Here is a 15,684-nt window from a genome sequence, read left to right as displayed (position 1 = left end):
TGTCTATCACTTTTCCATTCCGACACAATTTGAAAGGATAAACCGTCTAATATTTTTCCCAAACGGTAAAACGATAGTTCGGAGTTGCTCCGTTCCACTCTTTCGACGGATTCTCTTCCGTTTTTTTCCATATCTTAGTATCTACTTCAGGAAAGAATGCCTCCGCTTCAACCGGCGTTTCCTCTTCTATGATAGTAAGAAACAACTTACTCACATACGGCATAAACTGCTCATAAATCGTATCTCCACCACAGATAAAGATTTGCTCTTTTGGATTGTACTTGGCATAGTCCAGCACTTCTTCGATGCTGTGCAATATCTCCACACCTTCTATTACTCTGTTTTTTCGTGTCAATACGATATTTTTGCGATTCAAAAGAGGTCTCTTTGGAAAACTCATATAAGTGTTGTAACCGATTACAATGGTATGTCCCTGTGTAGTCTGCTTAAAGTATTTCAAATCCTCAGGCAAATGATACAACATATCGTTGTTCTTGCCGATTGCTCTCGTTTTTTCCGTCATTGCTACAATCATATACAAATTTTTCATCTGACTTTATTCCTCTCGTTTCGCTGTTCCACAAAACCATGCACAACACCAGTCATGACCTCAAGGCAAATATCGGAAGAGGCGTGAAACTCTTTTTTAAATTCTTCCAATCCGCCCTCCAATCCATCGGCGACCATTTTAATCAAAAGACACGGCACTCGATTTCGATTGCAGGTAAGCACAATGCCAGCCGCTTCCATTTCACAAATATCCGCTTGAAAAATACGATGTAATTCCTGTTTCTTCTCTGCCGTTTCAATAAACTTATCTGCCGATGCACAGACAACCGGTTTCAAATCGACATTCTGTTTTACTGCATCTTGCCACAGCGATTCCGTTGTCGGAATATAGATGGTCGGATACTCCAAGTATCTGCCGACTTCACAACCGTCTGCTACAGAAGTGTCAAAATCGTAGTGTACCACTTCTTTTACAACACAAAGCCTATGATGTGTCATCTCCTCTGTCAGTGCACCGACCACTCCGAAGTTCAGAATCATGTCGACATGGTAGACACTAATCAATAGTTGCGTGGCTGCCGCAGCAGCAATTTCTCCTGCTCCCGTATGAACGGCATAACACTCCCAGCCGTCCATAGAATACCGTAACACTTCATATCCTACATAAGAATCTGTTTTATACGGTTCTCCGTATTTTCTTTTCAAAGCCTTTAGTTCCACTGCAACAAGCAATCCTATTTTTTTCAATCAATCTGTTCCCTTCTATCAGTCCGATTTTCCGACTGTTAAATCGCCAATTCAAATGTGAAATTCGGTTTGTTCGGTTCGTAGTTCTCCAACTTAAAATCTTCCAAAGTAAAGCTATAAAAATCCGTTTTATCCGTATCCAACACCAATCTCAAATTGGTGCAATCTTCTTGCCCACTTCTCTCCAACATCTCTTTCACCTGTTCAACATGACGATCGTAGATGTGTGCATTTTGGACAAGGTGACAGAATTTACCAAGTTTGAAATCACAGTGTTTTGCAACCATCATCATCAACGCAACATATTGTAATTTGTTGATTGCATTTGCCACAGGAACATCGGAAGATCGTTGAATCAAGGTCATATCCAAAATTCCGTCACGAACACTCCAATGTGTTTCCATTGCACAAGGGAATAATCCGTCTGTTTCTTGAAAGTCTTGGTATTGATACAGATTGATAATGTGTCGTCTGCCATAAGGTTGTGTCTTAAGTCCGTTGAGCAACTTGTCCATCAAATCATATCGTTTTACTGTCGCGCCGTATCGTTGACCGATGGTTCTGCTCTGTTCTACTTCCCAATCATTCCACCAATGTATATCATACTTATCTTCTAATACATCCAAAGAGTTTGTTTGATCTTGATAAATCCACAAAATCTCTTTGATAGAAGACTTCCACGCAATATGTCGAAGTGTCAAAATCGGGAATTCTCCTTTTTGCAAATCATATTCTTCCCAAACTTGATTGACAAAGTAGGTGTGAGAAGGCGTTCCGTCTGCATACTTCGGTCTTACCTTTTCTCCTTTTGTGTTATATCCTTCTTCCAAAATCCGAGTACACAGTTCCTTAAAATGCTTATCCGCCTTCGTCACTAATTTTCCCTCCACTTATTCACAGAACCTTATCTTCTTAAAAAAGTCTGTCTTATTCCTTGATTTTATTCAAACGAAAAAGTATTTTCCATCTCTTCCACATCAATCAAATTCGCTTGATGTGGCTGCATTGTATAAATTGTATCCTTACGTTCAATTACAATCGTTGCTTTTTGAGATAACTCCTCGTCCATCTTGATGCTGTCCAATAACTCTCTTGCAGGATTGATTGCAACAGGATTTCCAACACGTTTCAACATGGTAAAATCACCGTGGGTATCTCCGTATGCAAAACTGCTTTCCAAATCAATATTGTACTTTTCTACAAAATAGTCAATTGCACCGTTCTTGCTGACAGAATCCCACATCGGAACAACTTGTCCGGTGAACTTCTCCCCTTCGTAGATGTACTGACTTGCCTTAAAATCGTCTGCTCCATATTTTTTCGCCATATTCTTTACCAAAAAATCCGGACTACCTGAAATAAAAATGACCAAATGTCCTTCTTTTTTATGTTTCTGCAACATGGCACGAGTAAATTTGTAGACACGATCCGATTTTTTCTTAATCACATATCGGCCCGTAAATTCCACATCTGTTTTAGTCAAGTTTTTTAACTCTTCTACATATACTCTGCTCACTGCTTCCAGATAATCTTCATAATCTCCTTGACGTTTATACCAATCCTTGTACGCTTGTGTAGCGTGCTTCTCAGAAACCATCAAATCAAAATCCAACAATGTTCTGAAATGCTCCACCATCAACGAATCACGATAAATAGTACCGTCAATATCAAAAAATGCTACTTTATTTACCATACAAAAAACCTTTCTTACATTACTAAACGTTTCCCTGTAATCTCATGGACTTCTAATTTCAACACTGCAACGACATTTACCATCTGTTCGGTAAATTGATGTTGCACTTCCGGCTGATACTGTTTCATCAGGTTGGAAAGTGCATCTTGTTTCTCCTCTACATCTTCCACAAGTGTCAAGGTTCCGTTTCCACAAATACTTTCATACTCTGTAGTAGAATTACAAGGAACTTCACCCAAATGAATCTTATTAGAACAGTTCATCGAAAATCCAACTTTGGAATTTTGTTTCAATAAGTCTATTTTCTTTCCAACTTTAGCACCATGGAAATACAATGTAAACTTTTCCTCTTCATAAACTACACCGAAACTAAGAGGAACTACATAGGGATACTCCTCATCAAATAAACAAAGATTGCAACAAAGACATTTACGCATAATTTGCAACAACTCTTCATGGTTCACTACTTCACGATCTTTTCTTCTCACTTTTGCTCCTCCTCTACAATTTTTGTTTTCCTAGTTCTATTCCTATCAACTGATTAACTATCAGTTCCTTAAGGATACTATTATTATAACATATAAAACATTCTCAATAAATCAAAAAATATCATATAAAATATTCTGAAGAAATTATAAATACAAGTTTATAATATTCTGTTACTATGGTATAATGGCATGACTCAATAGATATAATTAGTATGTGAAATTTTTATTTGACAATATTGGTACGAAAGGAGATTCATCAAAGAAATGCGTGATGAAATTGTACTATCCAAAGACGACTATCTCAAAATACTGAATGCTTTAGAAAAAGTAATTTATGTTTTGCATAGAAGTGAAAGTCGGGATTATCCGGATACAAGGGCATATTCTTTAGCACTTGGTTGTGAACAGATGAACATAACAGATACTCTGTTGAGTGCAAGAGATATTCTCTATACCGCCATATCCGAAAAAGAGTATGACGAGCTTGATGATAGCGGTATGTTGGATTTTGAGAGGATTTTTCTTACTGACGAAACCGATATTACTATCTTAAGACAATTGCTCCTGCCATATATCACAAAATGGGAACCTGTCAAACCGTAATATAGTGATAACGGCTAATGACATCAGTTAAAGTCCAACGGTTGATTCTTCTATTTTCAGAATAAATACAAAAGTATCCTTGATTAACGTGATAATAAGAATTTGCTCATTTTGATATACCTATCACTTATTCCATTTGCATGTCTCACTATACATCTTTGTTTGGTATAACGACGAAAGCACTATTCAACACGAAAGTATGATTCAATTTGTATCAATTTTAAGTTGGATTGAGATATGTTCTTCCGCTTTTTTTCGGAAATATTGTTCTGACGATAATCAGACCAAAGGGTAAGTATTCTTTGTACTGATAAACAGTAACTAACACTATAACAAAAACAAAATGAACCGGATTACAGGAAACAGACTCCGATACAACTTTGAAAACTCATCGTATCTATCAATATGTTTTGAAGAGAAGTCCTAAACAATCAAGTGTAGAAACCACAGGAAACGGAAACAATAAATTTCATGATATATTAAAATTTTATGATTAAATACAAAAGAAAAGAGGAATACGCATGGAAAAAAATAAAAACTTTTTAACAGAAGAAGAAAATATCAAAATCAATATTGTAACAGAAAATGACGAAGAACTTAGTTGTGAAGTTGTAGGAATCTACGAGGCGGGAGAATACGAATATATCGCTCTTATTCCTGATAATTCAGATGAATTATACCTCTATCGATATGAAGAAGGAGAAAACGGCCTTCAATTAGACAGCATCGAAGACTTGGATGAAATGAAATTAGCAGAAGAAGTATTCTGGGAAGTATTTGGAACAGACGAAGAAGACTTCGACGAAGAACATCATCACTGTGGTTGTGGTTGTGGTTGTGGTTGTGGCTGTGACCATCACGACCATGAACACTAAACAAGTGATTCACAACGTTGGAAACTATCAAACGATGTTTCGCGTGAAACGATACAAAAAGATGTCTTTCACCATAAAATAGCAGTACTGAAAATGAATGATGTATCCAACTTCATTCATTTTTCTTATTTGTACTACTCAATTCTGATAGAATTACCTACACTTACAACGTGTCATCATCATTTTGTATGTCATGAGAAACAGAGCATATATCCCTTTTAAGATGTTCAAGAATCAAAATGATAAAAGTTAATTTGACACAGAGCAAAGATAATGTGATTCAAACAGAAAATCAGATAAAAAGGAGTATCCAAAATGGAACAAACTACACCGATAGAGAAAATTGAAGAAACGGTCGAAACTGGAGAAGAACTGCTTTCCTGGTCACAAAAATTTTTGAATGCTTATGGCGTCCAAATTCTAGAGTCCCTTATCATTCTAACCATAGGATTCATTATTGCAAAATTACTCAAAAAACTGATTAAACGCTTTTTTGTAAAAGAGAATAACAGTGCAGGAGGAATTCTTTCTGAAACAACTTATATCTTCGCCGTGTTTCTCTCCATCATCACTGCACTTGCAAACCTTGGAGTTCCTGTCAACTCTTTTATTACACTATTGGGAGCATTGGGAGTTGCAGTTGGTCTTTCGATAAAAGACAGTCTATCCAATGTGGCATCCGGCATTTTAATTTTAATTTTCAAACCATTTCGAGTAAATGACCTGTTGACACTAAAAGACGGTATCACAGCCACCGTAATGGAAATCAGAGTCATGTATACCATACTCAAAAAAACAGACGGTTGTGTTGTATTCATTCCAAACTCCGTGATTACAAATACAGAAATAACGAATTACTCTTCCACACCGATTCGAAGAATTGAAATTCGTGTCGACATCAGCTATGACAGCGACTACAAAAAGGCAATTTCTCTCCTTAAAAACTTATATGATTCCAACGAGAAAGTATTACAAGATCCTCCACCGGTATTCGGAGTATCTGCATTTCGTGCCAGCTCTGTTCAAATTACTGCCATGCCTTGGGTAAAAACAGATGACTATTGGGATACCTACTTTGAATTGATGGCAGATATCAAAGACTTGTTCGATAAAAATCATATTATCTTCCCATATCCTCAACATACCGTTCATATTGCAAATAACATGAAACAAGATACACAAGCACAAAAATAGTGATAATAAATTTTAAGAACCTATTTTATTCTTCAAGTAAGAGGAAATAAAACAGGTTCTTTTTTGTACTTCTCCAGGTTTTGGATTCCCAAAAAATTTCTCTTTTTGAATTCAATATCTTTTTCTTTCTTGGAACGATATTCTGTAAGTATTGATATCATCAAAATATCACAAGACAGGTTCAAAATTATTTTCCTCTGTGAATAAAATTTTCTATTTTTTTCAAAAAAATACTTTACAAACCGTGATATTTGATATATTATAATAACAGATAACAGTTATCAATTATATAATTGTTTCAATCCCATAAATGTAATAGCTAAGTTAATTTTTTAATCACCCCCAAAAGAACAACTCATTCCCCTATGAGTTGTTCTTTTTTATACAAAAAACTTTCTATTTAAATTTTGTTTTACGATTGATTTTTAGATACTTTTGAGATAAAATACTTAATAGGCTGCTGGGACGTAATTTTTGTATTATTGTTTCAGGGAGGAAATACATTGGCAAGACCAAGAGGACCACGTTTTAAAGTGGCAAGAAGATTCGGGGTAAATGTTTGTGCTCACCCGAAAGCACTAAAAAGAGGCGCTACACCGGTTCGTAAACAATCAGACTACGGTAAGCAATTAAATGAAAAACAAAAATTAAAAGCTTATTACGATATGCAAGAAAAACAATTTGCAAACTGGGTAGAAGCTGCGATGTCTGCAAAGGGTAATGCAGGGGAAACTTTGGTTCAACGATTAGAATGTCGTTTAGACAACCTTGTTTACCGTCTAGGATTTGGATCTACACTTCGTCAAGCAAGACAAATGGTAGTTCATCAACATATCTTAGTAAATGGAAAGAGAGTAGACAGACCTTCTTATGAAGTAAAAGTTGGAGATGTTATCAGCTTGAGAGAAAAATCTCAAAGTATTGACACATTCAAAAACAACTTCAAAGAATCACTATGCAACTTAAGCTATCTTCAAAAAGATGAAAATAACTTGAGTGGAAAACTTGTTGCTCTTCCAGCAAGAGAAGAAGTTCCAATCGAAGTTACTGACTCTCTTATCATCGAGTACTACTCTAAATAAGACATACAAAAAACCTCTATTCCAAGAGGTTTTTTTATTTTACATAATATATTGTTTTCTAATTATTTTTTCAAAACGGAATCTTTTACCTCCATCAATCGGTTTTGACACAATGATTTCATCTGTTTTTATTACCGTTCTTTTTGATAAAACATTAGATATTCAAAAACCTCTATTCCAAGAGGTTTTTTTATTTTACATAATATATTGTTTTAAATATTTTTTCAAAACGGAATCTTTTACCCCCATCTATCGGCTTTGACACAATGATTTCATCTGTTTTTATCACCGTTCTTTTTGATAAATCAAAAGTATATTTTATAACCTGTAAAATGATTCCAAATTATTTCTTATCACAAAACTTATTTGACTAATCATCTTCTCTGCACTCACTAGGAAGAGAAAATGTATTGATACTTAGTCAAACAATCTTTTTTCCAACATATCCAAATCTCCATATCGAGAATCTAATTTTTGTTGTTTTTTCAAGATACGATATAAGCTTCTCGCTTTTTCTACTTTTCCGATATTATAATAGCTTACAATCATAGAAAGGTATCCATTATCAAACGGAATTCTTGCTTTCTTAAAATATCGTTCCATTTTTTCAAAATATTCAACTGCTTCCTTATAATCTCTTTTGTAGTAGTATTGCATTCCAATTTGGAAATTGAATACATCCTTTTCTTCCTCTGTCAATGTAAGCGTACTCATTCCTTTTTTCAAGATTTGAGCAGCACGATCATATTGTTTCCAATGTTTTCCTAAATTCGATGCCCGTTTCAAATAATCTTCTTTGGTCTTTAATTTATTGAAATAATTTCGAAATAGCACTGCTACAAAAAATACAATTAGTAATACATAGACTACCTTTAGGGAAGGTAGTACTTCTCTTGTTGATGAAAACATTCTGATTCCTACTTTCTGTTTCTAATTTTCTATCCTAAATTATAGCACAGGACGGCATAGAAACCTACCTTTTTTCACAAGAAGTGGTATCCATTTTTACAATAATGTATCAAACCTTTCTTTTTTTTAGATTGAGATTTATAATTTAGTAAGAGGTAGTTTTTTTCATGCAGAAATAATATCAGAGGAGCAAGTGATATGAATCGAAGAGAGATTTTAAAACAACGTTTTCCTTTTATCCTACAATTATTATTGATTGTATTGGTTAACTTTTGTGACCGGCAAGGACTTCATTTCCCATGGATAGAGCGCATTCCAAATATTGCAATTATACTCCTAATCATAATCGCGCTCTTAACAGGTGTCTATGCAATGGTTACTTTGAAACGTGAGAAAAATATCCTTCCGGAGAATAAACATATATTCAAGTTATCTGTCTGTTGGTTTGTGATACTGTTAGTAAGAAGTATTGATATGATATCTGATCTATGGTAAGAATAACAGAACTCTTATCAATCGATATTAGGAGAACATCACACAAGTCGTATTTTTTTGATACATCAAAAAATTTCCAAAAAAAGACAAGTGAATATCGCTTGTCTTTTTTTCAAAATTCTTCAATTATCATCTAATATCATCGTGACTATTTTTTACTTTTGGTAAACATTCTATAAACTCCTAGAGATTCCTCACCACTTTGCTATCTTTGTTCCAATATTACCTTTCTTTTTTCCGCTCAGTAGCTCTATTTTTTTTCGTTCTTATTTTTATTCTATCCATCTGATATAGTATATATTATTTTTCATTATTTCCCCTATTTATATGTCTTTTTAGAAACTATCCTTGTTTTTTATACCAAAACAATAGATTTTTACTTCATTTTATTATATGATATTACTAGTAAAAAATCTTATTTATCTGTGAGAGTGACAGATGTTCTATTCTCTTTGAACAGAGATTTCTCACTTTAACAAGAATTATTTTAATGATATATCACTATTGGAGGTATCGATGAACTCATATCAAGAATTGGCGAATCATGCAAAAAATATCCGAAGAAACATTGTAAAGATGGTTACTGCCGCAAACTCCGGTCATCCGGGCGGTTCCCTATCGGGCGTTGAAATTTTGACTTCTCTTTATTTTGGAGAAATGAATTTCGGAAAAGACAACTTCAAGGACCCTAACAGAGATCGTTTCGTTCTTTCCAAAGGACATGCATCACCGCTCATTTATGCGGCTTTGTGCGAAAAAGGTCTGATTCCTGAAGAAGAACTTTCCACTTTCAGAAAAATCAATTCCAAATTACAAGGTCATCCGAATATGAACTATGTGGACGGCGTAGAAATGTCCACCGGTTCTTTGGGACAAGGCTTATCTGCGGGTGTCGGCATGGCATTGTCTGCAAAAATACACAAACAGGACTATCGAGTTTTTGTATTAACAGGAGACGGAGAGATTGAAGAAGGTCAAATTTGGGAGGCGGCAATGAGTGCTGCTCAATTCAAATTAGACAATTTGGTTGCTATCGTAGACAACAACAACCTTCAAATTGACGGAGAATTGGAAGAAGTTATGAGTCCATATCCGATTGTAGAGAAATTCCAAGCATTCGGATGGCATGTCATTGAAGTTAACGGACATGATTATGATGAATTGTTTGCTGCTTACAATGAGGCAAAAACCGTTTCCGGCAAACCTACCTGTATTGTCGCAAAAACAATCAAAGGAAAAGGTGTTTCTTATATGGAAAATCAATGTGGATGGCATGGTTCAGCTCCAAACGCGGAACAATGTGAACTTGCACTGAAAGAATTGGAGGCATAATCGATGAAACGAGCAACAAGAGATGCATACGGAACTACATTGGCAAAAATCATTCAAGAAAATAAAAATATTGTTGTACTGGATGCAGACTTATCGAAATCAACAAAATCTGCAGATGCAAAGAAAGTAGCACCTGACAGACATTTCAATATCGGAATCGCAGAAGCAAATATGATGGGAATTGCTGCCGGACTTGCAACTTGTGGAAATACTGTTTTTGCAAGCACTTTTGCTATGTTTGCAACAGGTCGTGCATACGATCAAATCCGAAATTCTATCTGCTATCCGAATCTAAATGTAAAAGTTTGTGCCACTCACTCCGGATTAACTGTCGGAGAAGATGGAGCATCTCATCAGACTGTAGAAGACTTAGCTTTGATGAGAGTGATTCCAAATATGCATGTTTTCTGTCCATGTGACGGAGTAGAGACAGAACATATCATTCGTGCTGTCGCTGAGTTGGATGGTCCTTGTTATGTAAGATTAGGTCGCCCTTCAGTAGAAGACATCTTTGATGAAACTTATCAGTTCGAAATTGGAAAAGGTGTTACCTTAAAAGAGGGAAATGATGTTACCTTGGTATGTACGGGATTTGAAACAGGACAAGCATTACAAGCTGCAGAAGAATTAGAAAGAGAAAATATTCATGCAAGAGTCATTCATATCCATACCATCAAACCAATCGACCAAGAAATTTTAGTCAAAGCAGCGAAAGAAACAGGATTGATCATCACTTGTGAAGAACATAGTATCTATGGAGGACTTGGTTCAGCAGTTTCAGAAGTGGTAAGCGAAGAGTATCCTTGTAAAGTGGTAAAAGTAGGAATTCAAGATACGTTCGGAGAAAGTGGAAAACCAATGGAACTGATTGAAAAATACGGACTTTCTTCCAAACACATTGTAGAAGTTGTAAAAAATCAACTAAAAAAATAAGTTATTTATTGTAAATATCACCTTTTGGGAACAAAGAAAGGTGATATTTTTATGTCCAAAATACAAACTACAACACTCATTCTCCTCATTTCAACAGACTTGCAAGATATTTTATAAAAAAGATATACGATATGAATCACTAATCAACGTTATCATGAAATTTGCTTTTTACTAATGTCAATTCACTTTATTCCATTTTTCACAAACATACTATACGCATCACATTTTGAGACAGTGTTCAGTGATTAAATCATCAAAACTTTCTGTTTTATTTTCATAACCAAGTTTCATTTAACGTTTCTTTCCTAACAAATATTGTAGAACTTATTAAAATTTGATTTCCTTTGTATAAAAAGCAATAGATATAAAAAAGCACTAGAATTTCTTCTAGCGCTTTAATTTTCTCTATTTATTTTGTTGACGATTAAGAAACGTGTCCTGTTTCCGCCAAGATTTTCTTTTCTTCGTCTGTCATCTTTGTAACTGTGATTCCCATGTATGCAAATACCCCAGTTACAATAATTTGTACGTAGTTAAATACTAACCAAGGTGCATATCCGCCTGCTCCCCAAATTGGAACTCCAAGTGTTGTACTCATGAATACACCACATGTATGCCATGGAATGAATGCTCCGGACACTGTTCCGGCAGATTCCAATGCATTTGATAAACATTTAGGGTGAAGACCGCGTTCTTGATATGTTTGAGCATACATACGACCAGGTACAACAATTGAGATATATTGTTCAGGCATTACCATGTTACTGAAGATACATGTTAATTCTGTTAATACTACTAATCCTGCATCAGTTCTTACAAGTTTCAAGATTTGTTTTACAATAATTTCCATTTGTCCTGTCATTTCTACAACTCCACCGAACATCATCGCAATGATTGTCATAGATACGGAGAACATCATACTCATAATTCCACCTTTTGAAAGTAGATTTAAGAACGCTTCCAATTCTTCAGGTGAGAACAATGCTGCAACATCAGCAGGTATATTTTCTACTGTTGCTACATATCCGTTCATACCACAGTCAAAAATTGCTCCCAAACTACAGTTGCTTCCTTGGAAGATAGGTCCCATTACTGCTGCAATCAATACTCCTAGTGTAATACCAGGGATAGCCGGCATTTTCTTAGCAATTGTTGCGATAACAAGTACAGGAGGTAACATAAGAATAGGACTTACATTGAATTGACTCTTAATTGCTGTTTGTAAGTTTGTGATTCCTTGTAACTCTGCATCTCCGCTACCGAATTTCAATCCAACTGCAACGAATACTACCATCGCGATAAGGTAACTTACACCTGTTGCTTTTAACATATATTTAACGTGAGTAAATACGTCTGTTCCCGCCATAGCCGGTGCTAAGTTTGTTGTATCGGATAATGGAGACATTTTATCTCCAAAGTATGCTCCTGACAATGCAGCCCCTGCTGTGATTCCTGCAGGAATTCCAAGTCCTTGTGCAATACCGATCAATGCAATACCCATTGTTCCTGCTGTTCCCCAAGATGTTCCTGTTGCTAAAGATGTGATAGAACAGATAATCATTGTTGCAGGTAAGAAGACTTTTGGTGATAAGATATTCAATCCATAATAAATCATAGAAGGAACAACTCCTGCCACCATCCATACTCCGATTAGAATCCCGATAACCATAAGGATTAAAGCAGATTGCATCGCTTTTGTAATCCCATCGATCATAGCTTGTTCCAATTCTTCATACTTATAACCAATTTTTAATGATATCAATGTTGCAATGATAACTCCACAGAACATAGGTACGTGTGGATCAGCTCCATATACAATAATTGCAACTGCCATAATTACGGCCAAAAGACCGAATGACAACAACGCCTCGCCAAGCGTCGCTTTTCTTACTACGCGTTTTTCTTCAGACATTTTCATGTCCTCCTTTCAAAAAATATAAGATAATGCCATTCTACAAGAGATAGTTTGACAAATACCCCCGTCATCTAAACCGTTTTTATGTAATAAAAAACTCTGCAATCGAAATTACATCAGATAAAAAACGAAACTGAGGTTTTATATACTCCTCCCCCGTATCTGTTATAGCACTGTATACCTTATACATTATAACAACGTTTTTTTATTTTACAATACTTTTACAAAAAAAATTTAGATAACTCTAAAATCAAATTAAAAAAATACATTCTTTTTATCTCTTATAATTATCTATGTATTCTGACTATTTTATCTCTACTTTGTTCTATGATACCGTTCTACTTTTATCTTCTAATCTTTTTACCTTCTTAATCTTTTACCTTCTTAAATCTTTCTCTATCTTTTTTCCAACCAAATAGGTTTTCACAAGTATACAAAATACTCTCTATATAGACCTCATAGAACAATGATTTTCGAAAACTATTTCAATCAATATCAAATTCTATTTTTATTGAGTTCGATATTTCAACCGTTATCTTTTCATCACACTATTTTTTATGTTCCGAAACTTATCAACATTTTTTCTTCTATCTCCTAATGATTATCCACACTTTTGGTTCGGTATCTCCATTGTTATCCACATTTTTTCCACCATCAATCTTATTTTAAAAAAACGAAACTGCTACACACATTGTTTTTACAATATAAGGACTTTCTATCAACATTTTTTCTTATAGGCTTATTTTTCAAAATGTTATCAACAATTTTTCTTCTATATTTTGGTGCAAATAACTACATGGTACTTACAATTCCATTTGGTATTTGCTAAACTGTTATTGACATTATTTTGTCGAGACATTTTATGTTCCTCCTAAGCTATTCTATTTTTCATCAGCTGGCAGGCTTTAATACAGTTTAGAACATTGGGAGATTTTTTCACCACTTAAACTCTTTTGAACTACGTGACTATCGCGTAGTTTTCTTTATACAAAAAGCACCGGAATATTTCCGGTGCTCTTATTGTTTTTATTGTTGTGATGACGATTAAGAAACGTGTCCTGTTTCCGCCAAGATTTTCTTTTCTTCGTCTGTCATCTTTGTAACTGTGATTCCCATGTATGCAAATACCCCAGTTACAATAATTTGTACGTAGTTAAATACTAACCAAGGTGCATATCCGCCTGCTCCCCAAATTGGAACTCCAAGTGTTGTACTCATGAATACACCACATGTATGCCATGGAATGAATGCTCCGGACACTGTTCCGGCAGATTCCAATGCATTTGATAAACATTTAGGGTGAAGACCGCGTTCTTGATATGTTTGAGCATACATACGACCAGGTACAACAATTGAGATATATTGTTCAGGCATTACCATGTTACTGAAGATACATGTTAATTCTGTTAATACTACTAATCCTGCATCAGTTCTTACAAGTTTCAAGATTTGTTTTACAATAATTTCCATTTGTCCTGTCATTTCTACAACTCCACCGAACATCATCGCAATGATTGTCATAGATACGGAGAACATCATACTCATAATTCCACCTTTTGAAAGTAGATTTAAGAACGCTTCCAATTCTTCAGGTGAGAACAATGCTGCAACATCAGCAGGTATATTTTCTACTGTTGCTACATATCCGTTCATACCACAGTCAAAAATTGCTCCCAAACTACAGTTGCTTCCTTGGAAGATAGGTCCCATTACTGCTGCAATCAATACTCCTAGTGTAATACCAGGGATAGCCGGCATTTTCTTAGCAATTGTTGCGATAACAAGTACAGGAGGTAACATAAGAATAGGACTTACATTGAATTGACTCTTAATTGCTGTTTGTAAGTTTGTGATTCCTTGTAACTCTGCATCTCCGCTACCGAATTTCAATCCAACTGCAACGAATACTACCATCGCGATAAGGTAACTTACACCTGTTGCTTTTAACATATATTTAACGTGAGTAAATACGTCTGTTCCCGCCATAGCCGGTGCTAAGTTTGTTGTATCGGATAATGGAGACATTTTATCTCCAAAGTATGCTCCTGACAATGCAGCCCCTGCTGTGATTCCTGCAGGAATTCCAAGTCCTTGTGCAATACCGATCAATGCAATACCCATTGTTCCTGCTGTTCCCCAAGATGTTCCTGTTGCTAAAGATGTGATAGAACAGATAATCATTGTTGCAGGTAAGAAGACTTTTGGTGATAAGATATTCAATCCATAATAAATCATAGAAGGAACAACTCCTGCCACCATCCATACTCCGATTAGAATCCCGATAACCATAAGGATTAAAGCAGATTGCATCGCTTTTGTAATCCCATCGATCATAGCTTGTTCCAATTCTTCATACTTATAACCAATTTTTAATGATATCAATGTTGCAACGATAACTCCACAGAACATAGGTACGTGTGGATCAACTCCATATACGATAATTGCAACTGCCATAATTACGGCCAAAAGACCAAATGACAACAACGCCTCGCCAAGCGTCGCTTTTCTTACTTCTCTTTTTTCTTCAGACATTTTCATGTCCTCCTTTCAACAAAAAATAAGATAATGATAAAGTATAATTCCTTTTTCGATTCTTAAATACTATGTAACAAGCAAACGGAACCGAGCGTTTCTTTCCTCCTTCCCTGTTTATTTGTATAACTTACATATTGATTATAACTCTATTTTTAAAATTTACAATACTTTTACAAAAAAAATTAAGAAAAGTCCTAATCAGAATAAAATAATATATCTTTATATTAAGAAAGATAATGATATGTTATACAGAATTTTCTGTTTTATTTGATTTGTATTTTATTCATCATTGACTCTCGTGTCATCAAGGTCTATACTGGTTAATACTATTTTAGAGATACAGGATAAATTTTTAACCAAACTATCTGTGTAT

Annotated in this window: 15 protein-coding genes and 1 pseudogene; 7 read left to right on the top strand and 9 right to left on the bottom strand. The window is 35.0% G+C overall.

Annotation, left to right across the window (positions count from 1 at the left end):
* Positions 1–46: 46 nt before the first annotated feature.
* The 5 genes from ACO5GE_RS02485 to ACO5GE_RS02465 form a co-directional block, all read right to left on the bottom strand.
* Positions 47–550: a dihydrofolate reductase gene (locus ACO5GE_RS02485; protein WP_484829347.1), complete on the bottom strand. Its 504-nt coding sequence runs from the start codon at positions 548–550 to the stop codon at positions 47–49.
* Positions 547–1,257, bottom strand: a complete 711-nt coding sequence (locus ACO5GE_RS02480; protein WP_484829346.1) for a 5'-methylthioadenosine/S-adenosylhomocysteine nucleosidase family protein — start codon at positions 1,255–1,257, stop codon at positions 547–549. The genes ACO5GE_RS02485 and ACO5GE_RS02480 overlap by 4 nt, the downstream gene beginning before the upstream one ends.
* Positions 1,258–1,295: 38 nt before the next feature.
* Complete coding sequence (locus ACO5GE_RS02475) at positions 1,296–2,132, bottom strand: thymidylate synthase (RefSeq protein ID WP_484829345.1); 837 nt, start codon at positions 2,130–2,132, stop codon at positions 1,296–1,298.
* 65 nt (positions 2,133–2,197) lie between these two features.
* Positions 2,198–2,950 (bottom strand): HAD family hydrolase, encoded by a 753-nt coding sequence (locus tag ACO5GE_RS02470; RefSeq protein WP_484829344.1) that lies wholly within the window; start codon positions 2,948–2,950, stop codon positions 2,198–2,200.
* A 14-nt stretch (positions 2,951–2,964) separates the two neighbouring features.
* Positions 2,965–3,438 carry a pyridoxamine 5'-phosphate oxidase family protein gene (locus ACO5GE_RS02465; RefSeq protein ID WP_484829343.1) on the bottom strand — a complete coding sequence of 158 codons (474 nt, stop codon included), beginning with the start codon at positions 3,436–3,438 and terminating at the stop codon, positions 2,965–2,967.
* A 264-nt stretch (positions 3,439–3,702) separates the two neighbouring features.
* On the opposite strand from ACO5GE_RS02465, the gene ACO5GE_RS02460 reads away from it, so the two are divergent.
* The 4 genes from ACO5GE_RS02460 to rpsD all read left to right on the top strand — a co-directional run bounded on the left by ACO5GE_RS02460 (position 3,703) and on the right by rpsD (position 7,192).
* The gene (locus ACO5GE_RS02460) at positions 3,703–4,041 is read left to right on the top strand and encodes a hypothetical protein (protein ID WP_484829342.1); all 339 of its coding nucleotides are present in this window, start codon (positions 3,703–3,705) and stop codon (positions 4,039–4,041) included.
* 521 nt (positions 4,042–4,562) lie between these two features.
* Positions 4,563–4,916, top strand: coding sequence for a DUF1292 domain-containing protein (locus ACO5GE_RS02455; protein WP_484829341.1), 354 nt, complete (start codon positions 4,563–4,565; stop codon positions 4,914–4,916).
* Positions 4,917–5,231: 315 nt separating this feature from the next.
* Positions 5,232–6,110, top strand: a complete 879-nt coding sequence (locus ACO5GE_RS02450; RefSeq protein ID WP_484829340.1) for a mechanosensitive ion channel family protein — start codon at positions 5,232–5,234, stop codon at positions 6,108–6,110.
* A gap of 503 nt (positions 6,111–6,613) precedes the next feature.
* Entirely contained in the window at positions 6,614–7,192 is a 579-nt protein-coding gene (rpsD, locus tag ACO5GE_RS02445) for a 30S ribosomal protein S4 (protein WP_484829339.1), read from the top strand.
* Between the two features lie 417 nt (positions 7,193–7,609).
* Here the strand turns inward: rpsD and ACO5GE_RS02440 are convergent, their stop codons facing one another.
* Positions 7,610–8,101, bottom strand: coding sequence for a tetratricopeptide repeat protein (locus ACO5GE_RS02440; RefSeq protein ID WP_484829338.1), 492 nt, complete (start codon positions 8,099–8,101; stop codon positions 7,610–7,612).
* Between the two features lie 198 nt (positions 8,102–8,299).
* On the opposite strand from ACO5GE_RS02440, the gene ACO5GE_RS02435 reads away from it, so the two are divergent.
* The 3 genes from ACO5GE_RS02435 to ACO5GE_RS02425 all read left to right on the top strand — a co-directional run bounded on the left by ACO5GE_RS02435 (position 8,300) and on the right by ACO5GE_RS02425 (position 10,861).
* The gene (locus ACO5GE_RS02435) at positions 8,300–8,596 is read left to right on the top strand and encodes a hypothetical protein (RefSeq protein ID WP_484829337.1); all 297 of its coding nucleotides are present in this window, start codon (positions 8,300–8,302) and stop codon (positions 8,594–8,596) included.
* A 516-nt stretch (positions 8,597–9,112) separates the two neighbouring features.
* Complete coding sequence (locus ACO5GE_RS02430; RefSeq protein WP_484829336.1) at positions 9,113–9,928, top strand: transketolase; 816 nt, start codon at positions 9,113–9,115, stop codon at positions 9,926–9,928.
* 3 nt (positions 9,929–9,931) lie between these two features.
* The gene (locus ACO5GE_RS02425; RefSeq protein ID WP_484829335.1) at positions 9,932–10,861 is read left to right on the top strand and encodes a transketolase family protein; all 930 of its coding nucleotides are present in this window, start codon (positions 9,932–9,934) and stop codon (positions 10,859–10,861) included.
* A gap of 424 nt (positions 10,862–11,285) precedes the next feature.
* Here the strand turns inward: ACO5GE_RS02425 and nhaC (ACO5GE_RS02420) are convergent, their stop codons facing one another.
* From nhaC (ACO5GE_RS02420) to nhaC (ACO5GE_RS02410), 3 genes and pseudogenes are all read right to left on the bottom strand, one after another.
* Positions 11,286–12,773: a Na+/H+ antiporter NhaC gene (gene nhaC / locus ACO5GE_RS02420; RefSeq protein ID WP_484829334.1), complete on the bottom strand. Its 1,488-nt coding sequence runs from the start codon at positions 12,771–12,773 to the stop codon at positions 11,286–11,288.
* 747 nt (positions 12,774–13,520) lie between these two features.
* Positions 13,521–13,635: pseudogene (locus tag ACO5GE_RS02415) on the bottom strand (transposase); the annotation flags it as partial.
* A 185-nt stretch (positions 13,636–13,820) separates the two neighbouring features.
* Positions 13,821–15,308 carry a Na+/H+ antiporter NhaC gene (gene nhaC, locus ACO5GE_RS02410; protein ID WP_484829333.1) on the bottom strand — a complete coding sequence of 496 codons (1,488 nt, stop codon included), beginning with the start codon at positions 15,306–15,308 and terminating at the stop codon, positions 13,821–13,823.
* Positions 15,309–15,684 lie beyond the last annotated feature (376 nt).

This window comes from Filifactor sp. (assembly GCF_057248345.1).
The sequence above is the reverse complement of the archived record's forward strand: the minus strand, read 5'-3'. Positions and strand labels throughout refer to the sequence as shown.